Origin of the sequence: Gulosibacter sp. 10, from assembly GCF_900163695.1 — a bacterium.
Lineage (GTDB): Bacteria > Actinomycetota > Actinomycetes > Actinomycetales > Microbacteriaceae > Gulosibacter.
Window position 1 is genome coordinate 1 of sequence record NZ_FUIC01000027.1, and the last position, 21,248, is coordinate 21,248.

24 protein-coding genes are annotated in these 21,248 nt (G+C 72.9%); 10 read left to right on the forward strand and 14 right to left on the reverse strand.

What is annotated here, in order from left to right:
• Positions 1 to 240 precede the first annotated feature (240 nt).
• Positions 241 to 471, reverse strand: coding sequence for a DUF2283 domain-containing protein (locus FM112_RS10285; protein ID WP_087007181.1), 231 nt, complete (start codon positions 469 to 471; stop codon positions 241 to 243).
• Between the two features lie 371 nt (positions 472 to 842).
• Between FM112_RS10285 and FM112_RS17255 the strand changes: the two genes are divergently transcribed.
• Complete coding sequence (locus FM112_RS17255; protein WP_176386783.1) at positions 843 to 1,016, forward strand: hypothetical protein; 174 nt, start codon at positions 843 to 845, stop codon at positions 1,014 to 1,016.
• Positions 1,017 to 1,122: 106 nt separating this feature from the next.
• Entirely contained in the window at positions 1,123 to 1,482 is a 360-nt protein-coding gene (locus tag FM112_RS10290) for a helix-turn-helix domain-containing protein (protein WP_087007183.1), read from the forward strand.
• Between the two features lie 9 nt (positions 1,483 to 1,491).
• Here FM112_RS10290 and FM112_RS10295 read toward each other — a convergent pair whose 3' ends face one another.
• The 4 genes from FM112_RS10295 to FM112_RS10310 all read right to left on the reverse strand — a co-directional run bounded on the left by FM112_RS10295 (position 1,492) and on the right by FM112_RS10310 (position 4,746).
• Positions 1,492 to 2,085 (reverse strand): ClpP family protease, encoded by a 594-nt coding sequence (locus tag FM112_RS10295; protein WP_087007185.1) that lies wholly within the window; start codon positions 2,083 to 2,085, stop codon positions 1,492 to 1,494.
• Positions 2,075 to 2,737 carry a ClpP family protease gene (locus tag FM112_RS10300; protein ID WP_087007187.1) on the reverse strand — a complete coding sequence of 221 codons (663 nt, stop codon included), beginning with the start codon at positions 2,735 to 2,737 and terminating at the stop codon, positions 2,075 to 2,077. Before FM112_RS10300 ends, FM112_RS10295 begins: the two co-directional genes overlap by 11 nt.
• A gap of 90 nt (positions 2,738 to 2,827) precedes the next feature.
• On the reverse strand, positions 2,828 to 3,478 hold the full coding sequence (locus FM112_RS10305; RefSeq protein WP_087007189.1) for a response regulator transcription factor: 651 nt from the start codon (positions 3,476 to 3,478) through the stop codon (positions 2,828 to 2,830).
• Positions 3,475 to 4,746: a sensor histidine kinase gene (locus tag FM112_RS10310; protein WP_087007191.1), complete on the reverse strand. Its 1,272-nt coding sequence runs from the start codon at positions 4,744 to 4,746 to the stop codon at positions 3,475 to 3,477. Before FM112_RS10310 ends, FM112_RS10305 begins: the two co-directional genes overlap by 4 nt.
• 157 nt (positions 4,747 to 4,903) lie before the next feature.
• Between FM112_RS10310 and FM112_RS10315 the strand changes: the two genes are divergently transcribed.
• From FM112_RS10315 to FM112_RS10330, 4 genes are all read left to right on the forward strand, one after another.
• Positions 4,904 to 5,323 carry a hypothetical protein gene (locus FM112_RS10315; RefSeq protein ID WP_087007193.1) on the forward strand — a complete coding sequence of 140 codons (420 nt, stop codon included), beginning with the start codon at positions 4,904 to 4,906 and terminating at the stop codon, positions 5,321 to 5,323.
• Positions 5,320 to 6,855, forward strand: coding sequence for a multicopper oxidase family protein (locus FM112_RS10320; RefSeq protein ID WP_087007195.1), 1,536 nt, complete (start codon positions 5,320 to 5,322; stop codon positions 6,853 to 6,855). Before FM112_RS10315 ends, FM112_RS10320 begins: the two co-directional genes overlap by 4 nt.
• A gap of 89 nt (positions 6,856 to 6,944) precedes the next feature.
• The gene (locus FM112_RS10325; RefSeq protein WP_087007197.1) at positions 6,945 to 7,295 is read left to right on the forward strand and encodes a helix-turn-helix transcriptional regulator; all 351 of its coding nucleotides are present in this window, start codon (positions 6,945 to 6,947) and stop codon (positions 7,293 to 7,295) included.
• A complete protein-coding gene (locus tag FM112_RS10330) occupies positions 7,292 to 7,591 on the forward strand; it encodes a hypothetical protein (protein ID WP_087007199.1) in 300 nt (99 codons plus the stop codon). The genes FM112_RS10325 and FM112_RS10330 overlap by 4 nt, the downstream gene beginning before the upstream one ends.
• A 69-nt stretch (positions 7,592 to 7,660) precedes the next feature.
• Here the strand turns inward: FM112_RS10330 and FM112_RS10335 are convergent, their stop codons facing one another.
• Entirely contained in the window at positions 7,661 to 8,386 is a 726-nt protein-coding gene (locus FM112_RS10335) for a trans-aconitate 2-methyltransferase (RefSeq protein ID WP_087007201.1), read from the reverse strand.
• A 117-nt stretch (positions 8,387 to 8,503) separates the two neighbouring features.
• Between FM112_RS10335 and FM112_RS10340 the strand changes: the two genes are divergently transcribed.
• The 3 genes from FM112_RS10340 to FM112_RS10350 all read left to right on the forward strand — a co-directional run bounded on the left by FM112_RS10340 (position 8,504) and on the right by FM112_RS10350 (position 11,777).
• Positions 8,504 to 9,622, forward strand: a complete 1,119-nt coding sequence (locus tag FM112_RS10340) for an NAD(P)/FAD-dependent oxidoreductase (RefSeq protein WP_087007203.1) — start codon at positions 8,504 to 8,506, stop codon at positions 9,620 to 9,622.
• Entirely contained in the window at positions 9,616 to 10,629 is a 1,014-nt protein-coding gene (locus FM112_RS10345; RefSeq protein WP_087007205.1) for an arsenic resistance protein, read from the forward strand. Before FM112_RS10340 ends, FM112_RS10345 begins: the two co-directional genes overlap by 7 nt.
• Positions 10,630 to 10,727: 98 nt before the next feature.
• The gene (locus tag FM112_RS10350) at positions 10,728 to 11,777 is read left to right on the forward strand and encodes a hypothetical protein (RefSeq protein ID WP_140400655.1); all 1,050 of its coding nucleotides are present in this window, start codon (positions 10,728 to 10,730) and stop codon (positions 11,775 to 11,777) included.
• Positions 11,778 to 11,842: 65 nt separating this feature from the next.
• Here FM112_RS10350 and FM112_RS10355 read toward each other — a convergent pair whose 3' ends face one another.
• The 3 genes from FM112_RS10355 to FM112_RS10365 all read right to left on the reverse strand — a co-directional run bounded on the left by FM112_RS10355 (position 11,843) and on the right by FM112_RS10365 (position 15,107).
• The gene (locus FM112_RS10355) at positions 11,843 to 12,367 is read right to left on the reverse strand and encodes a hypothetical protein (RefSeq protein ID WP_087007209.1); all 525 of its coding nucleotides are present in this window, start codon (positions 12,365 to 12,367) and stop codon (positions 11,843 to 11,845) included.
• Between the two features lie 134 nt (positions 12,368 to 12,501).
• The gene (locus FM112_RS10360) at positions 12,502 to 13,314 is read right to left on the reverse strand and encodes an ABC transporter ATP-binding protein (RefSeq protein ID WP_087007211.1); all 813 of its coding nucleotides are present in this window, start codon (positions 13,312 to 13,314) and stop codon (positions 12,502 to 12,504) included.
• Positions 13,311 to 15,107: a 2-isopropylmalate synthase gene (locus tag FM112_RS10365; RefSeq protein ID WP_087007214.1), complete on the reverse strand. Its 1,797-nt coding sequence runs from the start codon at positions 15,105 to 15,107 to the stop codon at positions 13,311 to 13,313. Before FM112_RS10365 ends, FM112_RS10360 begins: the two co-directional genes overlap by 4 nt.
• Before the next feature lie 180 nt (positions 15,108 to 15,287).
• On the opposite strand from FM112_RS10365, the gene FM112_RS10370 reads away from it, so the two are divergent.
• The gene (locus FM112_RS10370; protein ID WP_087007216.1) at positions 15,288 to 15,956 is read left to right on the forward strand and encodes a FadR/GntR family transcriptional regulator; all 669 of its coding nucleotides are present in this window, start codon (positions 15,288 to 15,290) and stop codon (positions 15,954 to 15,956) included.
• Between the two features lie 30 nt (positions 15,957 to 15,986).
• Here the strand turns inward: FM112_RS10370 and FM112_RS10375 are convergent, their stop codons facing one another.
• From FM112_RS10375 to FM112_RS10395, 5 genes are all read right to left on the reverse strand, one after another.
• Positions 15,987 to 17,159 carry a heparan-alpha-glucosaminide N-acetyltransferase domain-containing protein gene (locus FM112_RS10375; protein WP_087007218.1) on the reverse strand — a complete coding sequence of 391 codons (1,173 nt, stop codon included), beginning with the start codon at positions 17,157 to 17,159 and terminating at the stop codon, positions 15,987 to 15,989.
• Positions 17,149 to 17,922 (reverse strand): lytic transglycosylase domain-containing protein, encoded by a 774-nt coding sequence (locus FM112_RS10380; protein WP_087007220.1) that lies wholly within the window; start codon positions 17,920 to 17,922, stop codon positions 17,149 to 17,151. Before FM112_RS10380 ends, FM112_RS10375 begins: the two co-directional genes overlap by 11 nt.
• 168 nt (positions 17,923 to 18,090) lie before the next feature.
• Positions 18,091 to 18,756: a DUF6320 domain-containing protein gene (locus FM112_RS10385; protein WP_087007222.1), complete on the reverse strand. Its 666-nt coding sequence runs from the start codon at positions 18,754 to 18,756 to the stop codon at positions 18,091 to 18,093.
• Positions 18,753 to 20,180, reverse strand: a complete 1,428-nt coding sequence (locus tag FM112_RS10390; RefSeq protein WP_087007224.1) for an alcohol acetyltransferase — start codon at positions 20,178 to 20,180, stop codon at positions 18,753 to 18,755. Before FM112_RS10390 ends, FM112_RS10385 begins: the two co-directional genes overlap by 4 nt.
• A complete protein-coding gene (locus FM112_RS10395; RefSeq protein WP_087007226.1) occupies positions 20,177 to 21,133 on the reverse strand; it encodes an alpha/beta hydrolase in 957 nt (318 codons plus the stop codon). Before FM112_RS10395 ends, FM112_RS10390 begins: the two co-directional genes overlap by 4 nt.
• Between the last annotated feature and the right edge of the window lie 115 nt (positions 21,134 to 21,248).

Sequence of the window (21,248 nt, forward strand, 5' to 3'; positions counted from 1 at the left end):
GAGGTTCTCCCCTTCCGCAACCCCAACACCGCCACCAACCTCCTGACCGGGTACAACTAGATCGTTCCACCGTGGAATCATGGAGAATCTGTGAGCAGCAAAACGCTCGCTCTGCCAATTCACATATGGCAAGAGTAGATAGGGTCCGTGATGTAGGCCGGCCTGCACTCATTTCTATGCTGAAATCTTAGAGGCCAAAGAGTGAAGATAGCGTAATCTTGATGAGTCGGTTATTGACGGCTAATCATCCTTTGTTGGGGGTGTGTTTTCAATATCTTCAGGCCTGAGGAGACTCCTTGCGCCTATTATTTCTATTCCGATAAGTTGTCCGTTGCCGTTGAAGTCAAGATTGATCTCACCTTCCCCCAGAGGGGGAGTTATGCCGGTGGCGGTGTATTCGACGCCGCCGTTCGAGCTTTGGCTCAGGGGGATATAAGCCGCGTTAGCTTCTGGGTCGTATTCGATATTCATCGGCCGTCTGCGCCTCCTCCGACGTGAGATTTCGTAACGGTAATAATTGCGCCAGTTGTGTTGTTCACGACTGCCCGGACATTATACGCCACAAATATCGATGTATTCTTTTTAGTTCCCCTTGAGTCGCTTCCCTTCTTGGAATGTGCTTCTCACCGAGGTATCAGGGATATTTCGCCCCCCGCTGCATCTTCAGCGCACGGGTTGTCCGCTTTGCGGTGAGTCGGAGCACTGGCATCCACCAAGGATCTGCCGCAAGCGGGTACGACTGCTCCAGTCGCGGACCGCCGCTAGTCCCTCCTCGAGCGCGGGCCGCGGCGCGATGAGCGACACCGGCTCCGGGGGAGCGCTGCGAGCGCGTCGATTCGGGGATGCGCCTGTCCCTGAAAGCCGTCCTGCCCGCCGGCATCCCGCTCGTCGTCATGACCGCGATCTGCCTCTTCCTGCTGACGGGCGCGGTGCTGTGGTCCGTGCTCTGCCTCGTCTTCGGGAAGCTCGGGCCGCGGCTCTCGAGCAGCGCCGCCCGGCACGACGGCGAGGGCTGACCGCCGCACCGCCGTCCCGCGACCGGATGACGCCGGGCCGCGCCGGGCGCGTTCTGCCCAGAGCAGAACGCCCGCGGCGTCCCCGGCCCGCCGGTTAGCATCGAGTATGCGCAAGTCAGTCGAAGAAGCCGGCCGGGTCGTGCCGATCCGCTCCGCGCGCGACGACCGTCCCGAGCCGCTCTGGCGGCACCTGCTGGGCGAGGAGCTGCGCCGCCGCCGGCACGAGCGCGGCGAGCGCCTCGAGGACACGGCCTCGCGGGCGGGGGTCTCGCCGCAGTACCTCTCGGAGATCGAGCGTGGACGCAAGGAGCCCTCGAGCGAGATGATCGCGGCCGTGGCCGGCGCGCTCGAATCGACGCTGCTCGACCTCGCCGAGTCCGTCTCGAACCGCCTCCGGGCCGATGCCGGCGCCGCGGGCGCGAGCCCGCAGACGGGATCCGCCCGGGTGCTCGCACTCGCGGCGTAGCGGCCGCGCTCAGCGGTGCTCGATCACGTGGTCGAGCAGCCCGTACTCCTGCGCCTGTGCCGCGGTGAACACGCGGTCGTGGTCGGTGTCGGTGCGCAGCCGCTCGGCGGGCCGGCCCGTGTGGCGGGCGAGGACGCCCTCGAGCTCGGCGCGGATGCGCACCGCCTCGTCGGCCTGCAGGATGAGCTCGGGGATGGTGCCGCGCCGCCCCTGGTTGCCGGGCTGATGCAGCACGATGCGCGTGTGCGGCAGGGCCATCCGCTTGCCGGCGGCGCCCGCCGCGAGGAGCACCGCGCCGACGCCCACGGCCTGGCCCACGCACGTGGTCGCGACATCGGCGCGGATGAACCGCATCGTGTCGTAGATCGCGAGCATCGCGCTCGGATCGCCGTCCTCGCAGTTGATGTAGAACTGGATGTCGCTGTCGGCGCCGGTCGACTCGAGGTAGAGGAGCTGCGCGATGATCGTGTTCGCCACGCCGGCGTCGATCGCGGTGCCCAGGTAGATGATGCGCTCGGTGAGCAGGTGCGAGTACACATCCATGATCCGATCGCCACGGGGGTGCTGCGAGACGACGTTGGGAATCGTGTAGCTAGTGCTCATCGGTCTGCTCCTGCTCGGTACCGGCCCGATCGGCGTCCGCGTCGGCGACGGCGAAGCCGGTGCTGCGCAGGCCGCGGGGCAGGATCTCCTCGAAGCGCTCGACGATCGCGTCGACGAAGCCGTACTCCCGGGCCTCCTCGGCGCTGTACCAGTGGTCGTGCAGCGAGTCCTCGAAGACCTGCTCCACGGGCCGCCCCGTGTCGGCCGCGGTCAGGGCGAGGAGCGTGTCGCGGGTGTGGCGCAGGTCGCCGGCCTGCAGCTCCACGTCCACGGTCGAGCCGCCGATGCCCGCGGACCCCTGGTGCATGAGGATGCGCGCGTGCGGCAGCGCCCGCCGCTTGCCGGGCGCGCCCGAGGTGAGCAGGAACTGGCCCGCGCTGTACGCGATGCCGAGGGCCAGCGTGGCGACGTCGTTGGGGATGAGCCGCATCAGGTCGCGGATCGCGAGCATGGCGGGCACGGAGCCGCCGGGGGAGTGGATCCACAGCGCGATATCGGCGGCCGGGTCCTCGACGGCGAGCGCCACGAGCTGCGTCGCGAGCAGCGTGCCGTTGTCGTCGTCCAGGGCGCCGTCGAGCACGAGGATCCGCTGCTCGAAGAGTTCGCGCCGCACGGTCTCGGTGAACACGGGAGGCTTGGGTGCATCGTTCATGCCTCGAGCCTGCGGGAGCGGGCGGGCCGGCGGGCCGGATGCTGCTCACGGCGGATCCGCTGCGGGCAGCGGCACGGCCGGCGGATGCGGTCAGCGGTCGCCGGGGCGCACGGCCCCGGTCTCGTAGGCGAGGACGATCAGCGCGGCGCGATCCCGGGCGTCGAGCTTCGCGAGCAGGCGGCTCACGTAGGTCCGGGCCGTGGCCGGGCTGAGGAACAGCGCCTTCGCGATCTCCTCATTGCTGAGGCCCCGGCCGACGAGCGCGAACACCTCCGCCTCCCGCTCCGTGAGCTCGGCCGGGAGCGCGGCGCCGCGGCCCGCGGTCGCGGCGCGCATCACGCGGCCGGCGACGGCGGGGTCGAGCAGCGAGCCGCCCGCGGCCACGGCGCGGATCGCCCTGCGGAGCTCGGCGGGGGAGACGTCCTTGAGGAGGTAGCCATCGGCGCCGGCGCGGATGGCGTCGAACAGATCGGCGTCGTCGTCGAAGGTCGTGAGCACCAGCACCCCGGTCGACGCGAGCTCCGGGTCGGCCGCCAGCTCGCGCGTCGCCTCGACGCCGTTCATCCCCGGCATGCTCAGGTCCATGAGCACCACGTCGGGGCGCAGCTCCCGGCAGCGGGCGATCGCGCTCCGGCCGTCCGCCGCCTCGCCGACCACCGAGATGTCGCCGTCGCGCTCGGCGAGGGGCCGCAGCCCGGCGCGCACGAGCTCCTGATCGTCGACCAGCAGGATGCGGATCACGGCGCCGCCCCCTCGCCGGCGCCGGAGCCGGAGCCGGCGCCGGCGCCGAGCGGCAGCCTCGCCCGCACCGCGCAGCCGCGGCCGGGCCGGCTCCGCACCCGCAGGGCGCCGCCGAGCAGCTCGGCCCGCTCGCGCATCCCCGGCACGCCGCTGCCGCCGCGCAGCGAGGAGGCCCCGGCGCCGTCGTCCACCACCTCGAGCTCGAGGCCGCCTTCGGCTGCGCGGGCCGCGATGCGGAGCTCCCGCGCGCCGGCATGGCGCAGCACGTTCGTCACGGCCTCGGTGAGGATGCCGCGTGCCGCCGCGGCCAGCTCCGGCGGCAGCGGCGGCAGTGCGCCGATGTCGACGGTCGCGAGGATCCCGGCCTGCTCCGCGGTGCGGACGAGGGGCGCCGCGCCGAGTGGATCCGTGTCGAGCGGGTCCGCGCCGAGTGGATCCGCGTCGGGCGCGCCCGCGCCGGGATCGTCCTCCCCGGACGGGTCCGCGCTCGACTCATCCAGCCCCGGGTCTCCCGCGCCGGGCCGGTCGGAGCGCAGCGTCCGCACCGCGTGCCGCAGCTCCCGCAGCGTGCCCGCGTTGGCGGTCCGCACCAGCTCGACCGCCTCGCGGGCCGCGGCGGATGCGTCCGCCGTCTCGAGCTCCTCCGCGGCCACCGAGGCGTGGAGCGCCGCGACGGTGAGGCCGTGCCCGACGCTGTCGTGCAGGTCGCGGGCGATGCGCAGCCGCTGCTCGTCGAGCTGTCGCTCGACGGCATGGGCCTGCTCGGCGGCGACCAGCTCGGCGATGCGCTGGGCCTGCCTGCGGCGCTCGCGCGCGAGCCTCGTGGCGAGGCCGAGGGCGATCGCGGCCGCCGCGAGGGCCACCTCGGTCACGTACTCGTAGGGCGCGAAGCGGGCCGAATCGTCGCCGCCGGTGAGGCGGAAGTAGGTGGCGATCGCCAGCAGCACGGCCGCGCCGCCGGCGGCCCAGATCGTGCGCCCGCGGGCAGCGGCGAGGTAGAGCGAGGCGGTCGCAGGCAGCACCATGCCGAGCGGCGGCAGATCGACCGTGTAGTAGGCGAAGATGCCGAGCACGGTGAGCACGAGCGCGAGGCGCGGCAGTCGCGCGCCGAGCACCGCCAGCGCCCCGAAGCCGGCCACGGCCAGGAAGGCCGCGGGGGTGGCCTCGGGCTCGGCGGCGAGCACGAGCACGCACAGCACGAGCAGGGCGCCGCAGGCGAGCAGCGACTCCACGAGCCGGTCCCGCAGTCGTCCTTCCGCATCGGTCATGCCTCCACCCTAGGCAGCCCGGCGGCGCGACTCGCGGGATCGGGCGCCGCCTCGCCGCATCGTCGCCCCGGGGCGACACCGGATGTCGTCCGCGGGCGACACGAGCCGCGCCCCGCTCCGGATGCGCGGGGCGCGGCGCCGGACGGAGGGTGGCAGCATGCACGACACCGCACCGAACCAGAACCCGAATCCGCACCCGAATCCCCGTCCGATCCGGACCGGGAAGCGCCCGAACTGGCCGCTGATCCTCGGCCTGTCGGCGCTCGGCCTGCTCTGGCCGCTCGCCGAGCTCACCGGCATCCCCCAGGGCCCCGTGCGGGCCGCGCTCGTCCTCGGCATCACGGGCCTCTGCTGGATCGGGGTCGTGGGCCTCGGCGGCTTCCCGCGGCCGGTGCTCACCCTCACCCTCGTGGGCGTCGCGACCGGGCTGCTCTGGCAGCTGGTGGCCCTCCTGCTCGGCGGCGGGGCGCCGGGCTGGGCGCTGCCCTTCGCGATCGGCACGCAGGCCGGCTGGGGAGCGCTGGCCGGGCTCGCCGCCTGGGGGCTGCAGGCGATCCGCGGCGGGGAGCGGCGATGACGGTCCGAGGCCTCCGGGCGCTCGCCGGCCCCGTCGCGCTCGCGCTGCTCGGCGCGGCGGCGCTGAGCGGCTGCGGCGTCATCCCCGGCACCGGCCCGGTGCGACCCGTCGTCGAGCACGGGTTCGAGCGGCCGCTGCCGATCCCGCCGCTCGCCGAATCCCGCGTCGAGGACGGCGTGCGCGTGTTCAGCCTGACCGCGCAGGCGGGGGAGCAGGAGTTCGCCCCGGCGACCGAGCCGGGCACGGCCACGCCCACCTGGGGCTTCGACGGCGATTTCCTGGGCCCCACGCTGCGGGCCGAGCGCGGCGAGCAGGTGGCCGTGGAGGTCGCGAACGCGCTCGACGAGCCCACGAGCGTCCACTGGCACGGGATGCACCTGCCCGCGGCGATGGACGGCGGCCCGCATCAGGAGATCGAGCCGGGCGGCGACTGGCGGCCGGAGTGGACGATCGACCAGCCCGCGGCCACGCTCTGGTACCACCCGCATCCGCACGGCGCGACGGAGGCGCACGTGCACAACGGCCTCGCGGGCATGTTCCTCATCGAGGACGACGCTACGGCCGAGGCGGCGCTGCCGCGGGAGTACGGGGTGGACGACGTGCCCGTCATCGTGCAGGACCGCTCCTTCGACGAGGAGGGCCGGTTCCGGTTCGAGCAGGACGGCGCGGAGCCCGGGGAGCTCGGCGACACGATTCTCGCCAACGGCGCCGTGGGCGCCTACCACGAGGTGACGACCGAGCGGATCCGGCTGCGGCTGCTCAACGGCTCGACCGCGAGGACGTCCCAGTTCACGGTGCCGGGGCACGAGATGACGATGATCGCCGGCGACGGCGGGCTGCTGCCGGAGCCGGTGGGCCTCGATGCGCTGCGGCTCGCACCGGGCGAGCGGGCCGAGATCGTGCTCCGGCTCGAGCCCGGGGAGACCGTCCGCCTGCGCTCCGCCGAGGCGGACCTCGGCGGCGTCGCGGTGCCGGGGGTCATGGGCGGCGAGGCGGCCTTCGACGTGCTCGAGCTCCGGGCCGACGAGGAGCTCGCGCCCTCACCTGAACCCGACTGGCCGGAATCCGCGCACGCGGAGGAGGACGCGCTGCACGAGCAGGACGTGGCGCGCATCCGCGATTTCACGCTCTCCGGCCGCGAGATCAACGGCCGGCGGATGGACATGGAGCGCATCGACGTCGTCGCCCGGCTGGACGAGACCGAGCTCTGGGAGGTGCGCAGCACCGAGCCGATCCCGCACAGCTTCCACGTGCACGACGTGCAGTTCCGGATCGTCTCGGTGGACGGGGAGGCGCCGCCGCCCGAGCTGGCGGGGCGCAAGGACACGGTGTACCTCGAGCCGAACCGCCGCTATCTGCTGCTCATGCGGTTCGAGGACTACGCCGACGCCGAGCACGCGTACATGTTCCACTGCCACATGCTGCTGCACGAGGACGAGGGGATGATGGGCCAGTTCGTCGTGATCGCGCCCGGCGAGGACGCGCCCGAACGGCTGCCCGACGCGGGCGGGCACCAGCACGGCGGAGAATAGGGTCGGCGGCGCCCGAACCGGGGCGCCCGGCTCGCGAACCTTGAAATAGTCATATTGCAATTTGTTTATATGTATGATGGAGTGGGGGTATGGAGATGGAGGCAGGACTGCCCGAGGCGGCGCAGCTCTTCAAGGTGCTGGGGCACGAATCGCGCCTGTGGCTGCTGCGGCTGCTGGGCGAGGAGCCCCGTACCGTCGGCGCCCTCGTCGCCGAGACGGGCATGTCGCAGCCGCTCGTGTCCCAGCACCTCCGCACACTGCGGAGCGCCGGGCTCGTGGCGGTGAGCCGGTCCGGCAAGGAGTCGACCTACTCGCTGGCCGACCTGCACGTCTCCCATGTCATCTCGGATGCGCTGGTGCACGTCCGAGAGCCCGCCTCGGAGCCCGACGGCCCCGAGGTCGATCCCACCCGACACGATCAAGGAGCAGCACGACCATGAGCGCAACCGACACCCACGACATCCACCACGACACCGCCGAGCACGAGCACGGCGAGGCCTGCGGGCACGAGGCCGTGCAGCACGGCGACCACGTGGACTACCTGCACGACGGGCACCGCCATGCCCTGCACGGGGACCACTACGACGAGCACGACGCCCCGGCGGAGCACACGCCCGCGGAGCACGAGCACGGCGAGGCCTGCGGGCACGAGGCGGTCCGGCACGGCGACCACGTGGACTACCTGCACGACGGCCACAAGCACGCGGTCCACGGCGACCACTACGACGAGCACTAGTCCCGTTCGCGGGGCCGCATCGCCGGACGGCGGGGCGCGAGATCCTTCTCGCCCCCGCCGTCTACGCGTTCAGCGGCGCTCGAGCAGGCGGAACGTCGACGTCTCGTCGAGGGGTCGGGCCTCGAATCCCGCCCGCTCGGCCTCGGCGTCGAACGTCTCGGGCGCCGGGTGGTGGTACACGTGCTCGGTGGTCTCCTCAGTGAGCACCCGGTCTCCGTCCAGGGCGATATAGGTCATGCGCCACCGCATCGCCTCGCCGCCGATCGGCCTCGCCTCCGCGATGCCCCGATAGGCGATCTCGCCCACGGTCGCCGCCGTGAACTCGTACGGCTCCACGGGGGCCGGCCGCGCGGGCGCCTGCAGATCGAGCACGACGCCGCCGCCCGCCGGGAGGCGCGCCGCGAGCTCCGCGAGCACCGCGGCGCGCTCCCCGACGTCGAAGTGCCCGAGCACGCCGAGCGCGACCGCGCCGCCGAGCTCGGCCGGGAGATCCCGGTCGAAGAACCCCTCGGGGCGGACGGTGATGCGCGGATGCCAGTCCGGGCGGCCGGCGATCCTGCCGAGCGCCAGGCTGCGCATCGCGGCGCTCGGCTCGAGCGCGAGCACGTGCGCGGCGGGGAGGCGATCGAGCACCCAGCCGGCGTTCGCGCCCGACCCCGCGCCGATCTCGAGGATCGGCCCGCGGTCGGGACGGAACAGCGGCACGGCGGCCTCGAGCGCGCGCTCGATCTCGGCGCGATAGGGGAGGGCGTAGAGGTCGTAGGCGCTCGCGGTCGCCAGATACGGGTCGGTCATCGCTGCGGTGTCCTGTCTGCGGTGGGTGCTGCGGTTGGCGGATCGGGCGTCCGAGCCGCTACTCTACTGATAATAGTTATCATTTCATGACGCTTCGGCGTCTTAGAAAGCGCTCCCATGCAGACGCAACCGCGCGCACTCGACGCGCTGGTGATCGGCGCGGGCCCGGCGGGCATCGGCACCGCCCTCGCGCTCGCGGCGGTCGAGGACCTCCGCTTCGGCGTGATCGACCGCGGCGAGATCGGCCAGACCTTCCTCGACTGGCCCCGGGCCCAGACCTTCCTGACGCCCTCGTTCACCGCGAACGGGTTCGGCGCCACCGATCTCAACGCCATCCATCCCAAGACCTCTCCCGCCTACACGCTGGGCGTCGACTACCCGAACGGCCGGCAGTACGCGAAGTACCTCCGCAGCGTGGCGCATCACTTCGAGCTGCCCGTGCTCCGCAGCACGGAGGCGACGCACGTGCGCCGTCGGGACGCCGGCTTCGAGGTCGAGACCTCGCGCGGGCCGGTGCTCGCGCGGACCCTCGTCTGGGCCGGAGGCGAGTTCCACGCGCCGGAGCCGCCCAGGATCGCGGGCCTCGGCCTCGTGGACCACTCGAGCGACGCCGACGCCTGGCGTCCGCGCGAGGGGCGCCTCGTCGTCATCGGCGGGTACGAATCCGGCGTGGACATCGCCTGCCACCACGTCGAGCGGGGGAGCCGCGTCGCGATCGCGGACCGCGCGACGCCGTGGGACGCCGCAACGGGCGCCGACCCGTCCTTCCGCCTCGCTCCGCGCTCGCGCATGCGGCTGGAGGCGGCCCTCGCGACGGGCCGGCTCGAGCTGCTGGCCGCGAACGCCCTGCGGGTGAAGCCCGACGGCGACGGATTCGCGGTCGCGCTCGACGACGGCACGAGGGCGGCCTCGGACTCCCGGCCCGTGGCCGCGACCGGATTCGGGCCCGGGCTCGGCCCGGTCGCGGAGCTCTTCGAGCGCCGCGAGGACGGCTGGCCACTCGTCGACGAGGAGGATCAGTCGACGATCGCGCCCGACCTCTTCCTCGCCGGCCCCTCGCTGCGCCACGGCGAGGCGAAGTTCTGCTTCGTCTACAAGTTCCGGCAGCGCTTCGCCCACGTGGCGCGCGTGATCGGCGAGCGCCTGGGCCGGAACGTCGACGCCCTCGAGGCCTGGCGCGAGGCGGGGATGCTCACCGAGGATCTCGCGAGCTGCGACGCGGACTGCGAATGCTGATCGACCGGCCGCGCACCTGGCCGCTCACCGTCCTGCTCGCGGCGTCGATCGCCGCGGGGGTCGCGATCGGCGTCCTCCTGCCCTCCGCCGGCGAAGCGCTCGGCGCTGCGGTGGATCCGCTCGTGCTGCTGCTCGTCGCCGCGATCGTCTTCGCGCTCCGGTTCGACGGCGTCGCGGGGCTGCGGGGCGCTCCGAGAACCGTGCTCGCCGCGGTCGGCGTCAACTTCCTCGTCGTCCCCGTGGTCGCGCTCCTCCTCTCCCGGGTCGTGCCCGACGAGGCGCTCCGGCTCGGCGTGCTCGTCTACTGCCTCGCGCCCTGCACGGACTGGTTCCTGGGATTCATCCGCCTCGCCGGCGGCGACACGCGGGCGGGAGCCGCGCTGATCCCCGTGCAGATGGGCCTGCAGCTCGCGCTGTACTCGTTCTGGCTGGCGCTCTTCGCGGGCGAGCAGGCGGGGATCGGGCTCGGCGACGCGCTCGGCACGATGCTGACGTGGTTCGCGCTGCCCGCGGGCGCCGCGCTGCTCGGGCGGGCCCTACTGCGGATCGCGGCGCCCCGCGTGGTGCGGGACCGGGTGATCGCGGGAGCGGATGCGGCCGCGCCGTTCGTGATCGCGGCGCTCATCGTCTGCCTGTTCGCGGCCAACGTCGGGGTGATCCTCGAGGATGCGCGGGCGTTCGGCTGGGTGCTGCTGGTCGTGTTCCTCTTCTTCCTCGCGATCTTCGCGATCGGGGAGGGGGTGACGCGCGGGCTGCGGCTCGAGGGCCCCGCCGCTACGACGGTGGTGATGACGACATCGGCGCGCAACGCCCCCATGATGATCGGGCTCACCGCGGTCGCGCTGCCCGACCAGCCGGCCGTGGTCGCCGCGATCGCCATCGGCATGCTCGTGGAGTTCCCGCACCTCACGGCGCTCACCGCGCTGCTGCGGCGCCGCGCCCGCCGGCGGAGCGACGCGGGGAGCCCGCCGGGGGATCGAGCGCCGGCGGAGCGCTCACGCGTCTAGCCGCGTCGATCGGGATTGCGCGCGCGGCGTCCGATTCCGGCACGGCGGACGACCTCGTCGACGCCTGTCGCGTCGACGAGAACGTAGAATCGGTCCGGATGAGTGAACGCCCCCAGAACGCCGCGAGTATCGACGTGACGCCGTTGTCGCTGCACGTGTCGAACGACGATATCGAGGCGCGATTCGGGAGGGACGCGGGCGAGGACCCCGCCGTCGCCGCGCACGTCGAGTCGCGCCGGAGCATGTTCCGCACGGTCGCGGTCGTCGGGACGATCCTCGTCGCGATCGGCGTCGCGATCATCGCGGTCGACGCGATGACAGGGCTCGACGGGACGGCATGGGGCGGCTCGCTGGCCGTGATCGGGGGCTTGCCGGCGGCGATCGCGGGTACGCTCGCGCTGCGCCGCATGTCGCCGGCGACGGCGTATCGGATCGCACGGTTCGCGGAGGCGAACGGGCTGTCGTTCCGGCGCTGGAAGGCGGGCGCCGGATACACGGGCATGCCGTTCGCCTACGGGCACGGGCACAGCCGGTTCCTCGTGCTGAACGGGCGCCGGAAAGGGCTGCCGGTGGAGTTCGGGAACCTCTCGTTCTCGGAGGGCGCGGGACGGCACGTGTGGCGCCGGTGCGGGTACGTCGCAATCGGTCTGCCGGGCGCGCTGCCGCACATGATCCTCGACGCGCGGCATTCGCAGGCGCTGCTGGGGCTGACGCTGCCGAACCCTCCGCACAAGGACCACCGCGTGGACGTGGGCTCGGGGCGCTCGTTCGCGCTCGTGGCGGCGGAGGGGGCGGAGCCGATCGCACGGGCGCTGTTCACCCCCGAGGTCGTCGAGCGCTTCGCGCGCCTCGCGAAGCGATTCGACATGGAGATCAGGGGCGACCGGCTGTTCCTGTACTCCCGTCGCGACGTCTCGACGGGGTCAGCAGATCGGTGGCGCGAGACGATGGGCATGGTCGACGACGTGGCGGGATCGGTGTCGACGTGGCCGGTGTGGCCGATGGTGCGGGGGATGCGCGGCGTCGCGGACCATCCGCCGATGCGGACGGGGCGCGTGCGCAAGTACCTCCTGCCGACGATCATCGGCGTCGTGCTGTTCGCGCTCCTGCTCTGGTACGGGCTGACGGGAGGCGACGTCGGCGCATAGCGGCGATGGGGCCCGCTACGAGCTCCCGCGCGGCGGCGGTCATCCGGCGGTGAAGCGAGCGCCGTTCAGGCGAGCCACCAGACCGCCGCGCCGATGAGGGCGCTCGACCCGACGAGCACGGCGAGCGCTCGAGGCCGGAGCTGCTCGTCCACGTGGAAGCGGTAGTCGCCCCAGCCCTCGCAGTCCTCTGTGCCGGGGTACACGAGTCGGCGGGGTCGCCAGGTGCAGATGACGAGCCAGTCGACGACGAGGATGTCGAAGAGGGCGAACAGGACGCTCACGACGAGCGCCATGAGCGACAGTTCGAAGAACCCTGCCCCGAGGTGCGTCGCGCCCCAGGACCAGGTCACGCCGCCGACGCCGCCGAGCAGGGCGAGCACGAACAGGATGCCGCCGATCCTCCCGGCGAGCTTCTGCCCGGGGCTCGGCTCGGGCGCGGCCCGTCGGATGTCCTCGGGATAGTCGTCGAGGAACGCGTAGGGGGCCAGGAACTCCACCGCGATCAGCACCGCCCCGCAGGCGAGCGCGGCGAGCAGTCCGAAGCCGAGCGCATGCGCCCACCACTCCGCCGCTGTCGCCGTGCCGATCACCCCTCCGCCTCCCCGGTGCGTCTCCCGGGCTCAGCCTATGCGCGCCGGCCGAAGCGGCCCCGCAGATCGGCCGTGGAGGGCACCCGCTGCCAGGCGCGGAGACCGTAGAGCGGACGGCCCTCGCGCGGGCGCCGCTATCGGGCGCCGGGCGCCGCCTTCGCCCGCCGCGCGCGGGCCTGCCACCGGCCTTCCCGGTGCTCGATCCCGATGGGGTAGTCGAAGCACTCCGTCACGAGCTCGGTGGTGAGCACGTCGGTCGCGGCGCCCGCGGCGAGCACGCGGCCCTCCTTGACGAGCATCGCGTGGCTGGTCGTCTCGGGCAGCTCCTCGAAGTGGTGCGTCACGAGCACCGTCGCGAGCTCGGGCTGCGAGCGGTGCAGCAGGTCGACGGTCTCGAGCAGCTGCTCCCGCGCAGCCACGTCCAGGCCGGTCGACGGCTCGTCGAGCAGCAGCAGCGGCGGATCGGTGAGCAGCGCGCGGGCGATCAGCGTCCGGCCGCGCTCGCCCTGCGACATCGTCGGCCAGGTCGCGCCCTCGAGGGCGCCGAGGCCGAGCATCTCGATGAGGCGGTCGGCGCGCTCCACCTGCTCGTGCGTGGGCTCCCAGCGCATCATCCGCTCGGTCGTGCCGGTGGCGCCGGTGAGCACCACGTCCCGCACCGTCAGCGGCGAGCGCACCGGATGCCGCGGGTTCACGTGCCCGATCGACTCCCGCAGCCTGCGGATCTCGACCCGGCCGAGCCGGTGCCCGAGCACGGATACGGTGCCGCTCGTGGGATGCCGCTCCGCGCCGCATATGCTGAGGATCGTGCTCTTGCCGGCCCCGTTGGGGCCGATGAGCGCCCAGTGCTCGCCGGAGCGGACCGTGAACGCGACGTCGCTGAGGATGCGGCGGGAGCTCCGGACGAAATCCACCGCCTCCAGCCGAAGAATCTCTGCGGAAGTCATGCTGCTGCCACCCTAGCCCCCGCCGTCCGGTTCGCCGCGACCATCACCGCCGCCAGGCTCGCGGACAGCACGGAGCGGTCGCTCGCCGCGGCCCACCCGGTTCCGCCGCCCGCCCGGTCCCGGTACTCGATGATCGTCAGCGCCTCGCTGTCGCTGCCCGCGGCGACGCTGGTCTGGTGCAGCGCCAGCACGTCGAGGCCGACGCCGCGATCGGCCAGCGCCGCCGTGAGCGCCTCGACCGGTCCGACGCCGTCGTGGACGCTCGACCGGGTCTCGCCGTCGATGCGCAGGTCCAGGCGCGTGCGGGGCGCTCCCGCGACGTCGGAGGACTCCGCGCCGACGAGGGCGATCGCCCCATCCGCGGCCGCATACGCGTCGCGGAAGAGCCGCCACAGCTCCTCCGCGGAGACCTCGTCCCCCGTGCGGTCGGCGTGCCGCTGCACGTGGCGGGAGAAATCGATCTGCATGCGCCGGGGGAGCTCCACGCCGTACTCCGCCTCCAGCAGGTAGGCGATACCGCCCTTGCCCGACTGCGAGTTGACGCGGATCACGGCGTCGTAGCTCCGACCGATGTCCGCCGGGTCGATGGGCAGGTACGGGACGCGCCACGCGATCTCGCCCTCCGGGCGGCCCTCGGCCGCCGCGCGGGCGCGGTGCTCGGCGAATCCCTTCCTGATCGCGTCCTGATGCGTGCCGCTGAAGGCGGTGTGCACGAGGTCGCCCACGTAGGGGTGCCGGGCCGGCACCTCGGCCCGGTTGGCGTACTCGACGGTGCGGCGGATCTCGTCGATGTCGGAGAAGTCGATCATCGGGTCCACGCCCTGGGCGTGCAGGTTCAGCGCGAGGGTCGCGATGTCGACGTTGCCGGTGCGCTCGCCGTTGCCGAACAGGCAGCCCTCGATCCGCTGCGCCCCGGCCAGCATCGCGAGCTCGGCGCACGCGATGCCGGTGCCGCGGTCGTTGTGCGGGTGCACCGAGAGGATGACGCTCTCGCGCCGGGCGAGGCGCCTGTGCATGTACTCGATCTGGTCGGCGTACACGTTCGGCGTCGCGATCTCGACCGTGGCGGGCAGGTTGAGGATCACCGGGCGCTCCGGGCGCGCATCCCACAGGTCGGTCATCGCATCGCAGACGTCGAGCGCGTAGCCGGGCTCGGTGAGGTTGAACACCTCGGGCGAGAACTCGAACCGCACGTTCGGCAGGTCGCCCGCGAACTCGAGCACGTCCCGCCCGCCGTCGAGGATGAGCCGGGTCAGCTCCTCGGCGTCGCGGCCGAGCACGGTCTCGCGCCAGACGGGCGCGGTGGCGGTGTACATGTGGATCACGACCGGATTCGCGATGCCGCGGATCGACGCGACCGTGCGCTCGATGAGATCCCGCCGGGCCGGGGTGAACACCACGATCGTCACGTCCTCCGGCGCGAGGCCGGTGTCGGCGATGAGCCGCACGAAGTCGTAGTCCGTCTGCGAGGCGGACGGGTAGCCCACCTCGATCTCCTTGTAGCCCATGGCCGCCATGAGCTCGAAGAGGCGGCGCTTGCGGGCGGGGTCCATGGGCTCCGGCAGCGCCTGGTTGCCGTCGCGCAGGTCGACGGGCACCCAGAGGGGAGCGCGCTCGAGCCTGTGCGTCGGCCATTCGCGCTCCTCGGCGGCGAGCGGCACCTCGACCCGCGAGTAGGCGTCGGCGTATCGGTGTGAGGGCATCTGCGAGCCCCGCTGGCGGTTCCAGGACGGGGCGGCGGCCGGGATGGCGCCGGCGGGGGTGGAGATGCTGGGGAATACTGAGGTGGTCATGGTTCGAGACTTTCTGCTTCGCCGCGCGGGGATCCGCGGCGCCGGGGCGACCGGCCGAGGCGGGACTCCACGGCGGGCAGCCGGTCGGGCTAGGCCCCGCCGTGGCGGCGAAGGAGAAGGAGCTCGGATGGGAACATGGAGAGACCGTATCACAACTCCTCAGACAAGTAGAGGTGCACTATGGCGCAGGTGAGGCGCACCCCGCTCGCGGATCAGGCCGCGGAGCTGCTGCTCGACCGCATCCGCTCGGGCGAATGGGAACTCGGGGCCAGGCTGCCGGGCGAGACGACGCTGGGGCCGCAGCTCGGCGTGGGCCGCTCCACCGTGCGGGAGGCCATCCGCCAGCTCGCGGGCCGAGGCGTGCTCGAGTCGCGGCAGGGGGCGGGCGTGTTCGTGACCGCCCTCGACGTCGCGGAGGAGTGGGGCGAGGTGCTGCGGCGGGCGGCCGTCGCGTCGGTCATCGAGGCGCGGATCGCGATCGAGGCCGAGGCCGCCTCGCTGGCCGCGGAGCGGCGCTCGCCCGCCGCGATGCGCTCGATCCGCCGGGCGTTCGCCGACCGGCGGAGCGCCCCGGAGGAGATCGAGGGGCTCGTGGACGCGGACATGCGCCTCCATCGCTCGATCGTCGCGGCGGCCGAGAACCCGGTGCTGCTCGAGCTCTTCGACTCCTTCGTGCCGAGGCTGCGGCAGGCGATGATCGACATGCTGCGCCTCGGCCGGCACCTCGAGGCGGACGCGGACGACCGCATCCACGCCGAGCTCGTCGAGGCGATCGCCCGGCGGGATGCGGAGGAGGCCCGGGCGATCAGCCGCGCGCACCTGGACGGGATGCGTGCCGGGCTGCGCTAGCACCGGATCCGTCGAGCGCCGAGCTCCGCGTCAGCCCTCCGAGCGCCGGACACCGGGTCCGGGCCCCGTGACGAGCGCGGAGAGGCGGGCGATGGCGGCCTCCAGCGGTCCGCGGCCGATGAGGAGCGTCCACGCCATGCAGCCGATCGCGATGCCGATGGTGAGCGGCCAGAACGGCTCGGTGGCGCGGAACCCGTCGAGGGGGCTCGCGAATCCGGTCTCGCGCAGCTCGGCGGAGATCCAGAGCTGCCAGACCACGAGATGCGCGGTGTACGCGGTGAGCGGCATGGCGCCGACCGCGCGCAGCGGCCAGGAGAGCCATCGGAGGGGCCTCGGCGCGGCGAGGAGCACGCAGAGGCCGATGACGGCGAGGGCGAAGCCGCCGGAGCCGATGGCCTCGCCCATCCCGGAGGAGTGGGGCGCGTCCTGGAGCGCCGCGAGCCAGGATCCCTCCTCGGCGCCGTTGCCGATGGGGCCGATCGCCCCGTAGCCGATCACGGCGAGGACGGCGCCGATGCAGAGCAGCCCCGGCGCGTTCCGCTCGGGCGCGCGCCGGAGCAGGCGCCCCGCGGCGATGCCCGCGGCGAGGAACGCGGTCCAGAGGAGGAACGGGTAGTGCCAGCCGGCGAGCGTCGAGAGCATCTGGCCCCACTGCGAGCCGCCCTCCGGTCCGCCGGTGCCGTCGATCGCGGCGACGGCGAACGGCCCGAGGACGGCGATGCCCGCCGCCGCGCACCAGAGCACCGCATCCGAGAGCCTGACGAGCCCGATGCCGATGAGGAAGAGGATGCCGTAGGCGGGCAGGATGACGTAGACGGGGGTGTCGAGGAGCAGCAGCGCGGCGCCGAGCAGCCACACGAGCAGCGCGCGGATCGCGAGCCGGAAGCCGAAGCCGGTCCCCGGCGGGACGCCGGCCCGGTCGTCCGGGTCCGACGGCGAGGTGAGCGCGAGCGATACGCCCGCGAGCGTCGCGAAGAGGATCGAGGACCTGCCGTCGACGAGGCCGCCCCAGGTCGAGGGCTCCGACCAGAGCAGGTCGGGGACGACGGCGACGTGCGCGGCGAACATCCCCACCACGGCGAGCCCGCGGGCGAGGTCGACGCCGGGGATGCGCTGCGCGGGCCCCAGTCTCGCGAGATTGCGCCGGATGCGGTCGAGGAGCCCCGTCCGCTCCGCCCTCGGCGCGCGGGTCTCACTCGACATAGCCGGTGGCGTGCTCGGCGACGTCGCGCGCATAGAACTGCGGCAGGTTGTAGGCGGTGATGGCGCTGTTCCAGCCGTCGTCGTCGGTGAGATCGCCGCCCTGGCCGCACAGGTACAGGGCGGCGGTGAGGACCGCGTCGTCGATCTGATGCGGATCGGAGACGCCGTCGAGGTTGCCGTCCTGCGCGTTCTCCTCCCACGTGGTGGGGATGAACTGCATCGGCCCCACGGCGCGGTCCCATTCCGTGTCCTCGTCGAGCTCGCCGCCGTCCGTGTCGGGGATCTCCAGCACGCCGTCCGAGCCGTCCAGCGGGATGCCGATGATCGGCGGCTCCACCTGGCCGTCCTCGTCGGTCTGCGAGCCGTCGATCTGGCCATGGACGGATTCCACGGCGCCGATGCCGGCGAGCGTGTTCCAGCCGATGCCGCAGTCGGGGTGCGTCTCGTCGAGGCGGATCGAGGCGCCGGCGTAGGCGGCCAGCACGCGCTCGGGGATGCCGGTGCGCTCGGCGGTCTCGGCCAGCCAGGCGGCGTCGGCGAGCTGCCCGATCGGCACGAGCGCGACGTCCTCGTGGGCGGGGTCCGCGGCGGCGATCTCCTGGGGCGGGGCGACCGGGTAGCCCTGGTCGGTGAAGCTCGGCTGCTCCTCCTCGCCGGGGCCGCAGGCGGACAGGAGCAGGGCCGAGACGCAGCCCAGCGCGGGGACGGCGGCGCGTCGGGCGCGCGGGGGACGGGTGCGTGCGCGGGTGCTGGGCAGAGCCATGGGTGTGCTGCTCCTCGTCTTCGCGGTCTCGGTGGGGCCGTCTGCCGGCGGGCACTCTCGCATCCGCCGGGCCTCCCTCGTGCGGCGCCGGGCCGCATGGGAGGCCTCGACAGTACCCGCCTCGCATCCGAGGCGTCTTGGCGCGGGGCGTCTTGATGCTGGTTCGCGCTACAGGTGCAGGCGCTTGGCGAGCTCGTGGCGGGCGACGTGGCCGCCGGCGACCTGCAGCGCGGTGATCGTCACCGCGCTGAGCGCCACGCACGCCACGCTCGGCCAGGCTGTGTCCACCCAGCCGAGCACGAGAAAGAGGATGGGCACGAGCCCCAGCAGCACGGTGAGCCCGCTGTAGACGATGTGCTCGCCCGTCTCGATGCGCATCACCCACACCGTGATGAGCAGCGCCACCACCGAGCACGCGCAGATCGCCGGCACCGCGAACGTCAGCGCCCAGCCGTGCCATCCCGTGAGGTAGTCCCAGTACACGCAGACCAGGCTCACGATCACGACGAGGTACGCGGTGCCCTTCGCGAGGTTCCTGCGCTTGCGGGCGGCCATGAGCACCACGAGCCACATGGCGCTCACGCCCAGCCAGATCGACCGGAAGACGCCGATGTCGGCGCGATCCCGGCTGAAGAGCAGCTGCGCCGCGAGCGAGAGCACGATCACGGCGAGCGAGGAGAGGAACAGCACCTTCAGCACCCTGCGGCGCGAGAAGCTCAGCGGCACGGCCGGGAACGGGCTCGGCACGGAGCCGCCCGCGAGCGGGGCCGAGCACAGGGGGCAGCGCGCCCAGTTGCCCTCGACGTCGATCCGGCATGCCTCGCAGCGCCTCATGATTCCCTCTCCGCCAGCTCCGCCTCGGTGACCCTGGCCGCGGCGACCGAGACCTCGACGCCGCGCTCGGCGAGCGCTCGGGCGAACTCCCGGATGTGATCCGTCTCGACGAACGGCGAGGTGAAGCTCACCGTGAGCAGGCCCGCGTGCGACATCGCGCAGAACTGCGGCCGCACGGCCGAGACGTGGAAGAGCATCCGCCCCACGTGCGCCTCCGCCGGGTCCGGCAGCGTGACGCGGCCGAGGTTCGAGACCGCCACGGTGAGGCCGCGGTTGTTCGCGAGGTTGATCCAGCCGAGGATGAGGTCCTTGAGCGGCCGCGGCACGATGCGCAGCCCGGGCATCCGCTCGAAGCGGATGAGCCGCCGCAGCTTCTTCTCGAGCGCCTGCGGGGTGGCCTTCGGCTTGAACTGCCGCTCGAGCTTGCGGGCGATCTCGCCGAGCTCCTCGGGCTCCTCGCCGTAGGTGTGGGCCACGCGGATGGTGGCGAAGAAGTTGCGGGCCGAGGTCGAGGGGAAGAACTGCCGCAGGTTCACGGGCACGGAGGCGGCGATGGTGGGGCGCGTGCCGAGCCCGCCCGAGGCGAGGCGGATCGATTCGAAGAAGAGGGCGGTGAGGTACATCGTCAGCGCGACGCCCTCCGCGCGCGCGAGCGCCAGCACCTCCTTCGCCGGCATCGTCAGCTCCACCGCGCGCGTGCGGTTGTCCGGCGTGCGGGTGCCGCGGACGCGGTGGACCCGCTGCGCCGGCCTGCGGCGCCGGGAGCGCGCGGGGCCCTCGGGCTCGGGATCGTGCACCTCGTCCTCGACGGTGAGGGCGGCGGGCATCGCCTCCTCGCTGAAGCTGCTCGGCGCATCCGACCCGCGGCGGCGCGTGCGGCGGAAGTACTGCGCGAAGCTGTCCACGGTGAGGTCGTGCGTCACCGGCGCCGTCCGCTCCTCCGGCTCGATGACCGCGGCGGGGGAGCGCCGCTCCTCCGGCCGTCCCCCGGGGCGCTCCTCCTCGACCTCGCGCAGCCGGATGTATGCGGTCACGAGGTCGGTGAGGAACCACAGCGCGCCCGTGCCGTCGGAGAGCGCGTGGAAGAGCTCCAGCGTGATGCGGCGCCGGTGGTAGAGGACCCGGAACAGCAGGTTCCGGCGGTCGCGCTGATAGATGGGCGCGCACGTGTGCTGCGTCTCGGGCTCGGCCGCGGGCCGCAGGTCGCTGTCCTGCAGGTAGTACCAGAACACGCCGCTGCGCAGCACCGCGTGGTAGAGCGGGTACCGGTCGTACGTGGCGTCGAGCGCCTCCTGCAGCAGCGCCGGGTCGACCTCGTGGTCGACCTCGGCGGTCACGCGGAAGACCTTCGGGTCGACCTCCGTCCGCGCCGCGAGGAAGATGTTCGAGGCGTTGTCGAGGCGCACCCACGCCCGGCGGATCACGATCGCTCCTCCGACGGGCGCTCGGCGGCGGAATCATCGAGGAAGGCGTTGATCACCTCGTACGCCTCGCGGAGCGGCCGGGCGAAGCGCGGCAGCGCGATGAAGCCGTGCAGGGCGCCGGGCACCCGGTGGGTCCGCACCCGGGCGCCCGCCTCCTCGAGGGCGCGCCCGTAGGCCTCGCCCTCGTCGCACAGCAGGTCGAGCTCGGCGGTGAGCAGCAGCGTGTCGGGCTGCCCGGAGAGGTCCTCGGCCAGCAGGGGAGCGACGAGCGGGTCGCGGCGGCGCTCCGGATCCGGCACGTAGAGCTCCATGTAGTCGCGCACCTCGCTGTTCGTGAGCCGGTAGTCGGAGCCGTGCTCGCGCACCGAGGCGAACGGGGAGGTCTCGGGGTCGTGGTCCCAGTAGGTCACCGGGTAGAGCAGGATCTGGCGGCTCGCGCCCCGGTGCCCGCGGCGGCGCAGCAGCAGCGAGACGGCGGCGGCGAGGTTGCCACCGGCGGAGTCGCCCACGAGCACGATCTTCTCGGCGTCGTCCACGCTCGCCCGCTCCGGCTCGTCGAGCAGCAGCGAGGCGACGCGATAGCAGTCGTCGAGACCCGCCGGGAACGGATGCTCGGGCGCGAGCCGGTAGTCCACCGAGGCCACGACGCAGCCGGTCAGCTCGGCCATCGTGGCGCAGGCCGGGGTGTAGCTCTCGATGTCGCCGGTGACCCAGCCGCCGCCGTGGAAGAAGAGGAGGAGCTCCTCGCGCCGCTGCTCCTTGGGGCGGAAGATGCGCACGGGGATGCGGTGGCCGCCGTCCTCCGAGACGATCTGCCGGTCCATGAAGCGATACAGCGGCGCGGGCAGCACCGCGAGCTGGCGCTGCAGGCGCCGCACCTTCGCGTAGTCCTCCCGCATGTTGACCCTCGGGGCGGCGAACAGGCGGAGCACCGCGCGGAACAACCGGTTCATAGGGCGTGGCCGATGCCGGCGGCGGTGAGATCCCATGCCTTTCAGGGTAGGGGGCGCTGCTGTAGCCTGGATGCATGTTCATCCTGCTCTTCCACTAGGCGGCGGACCGGGCCGA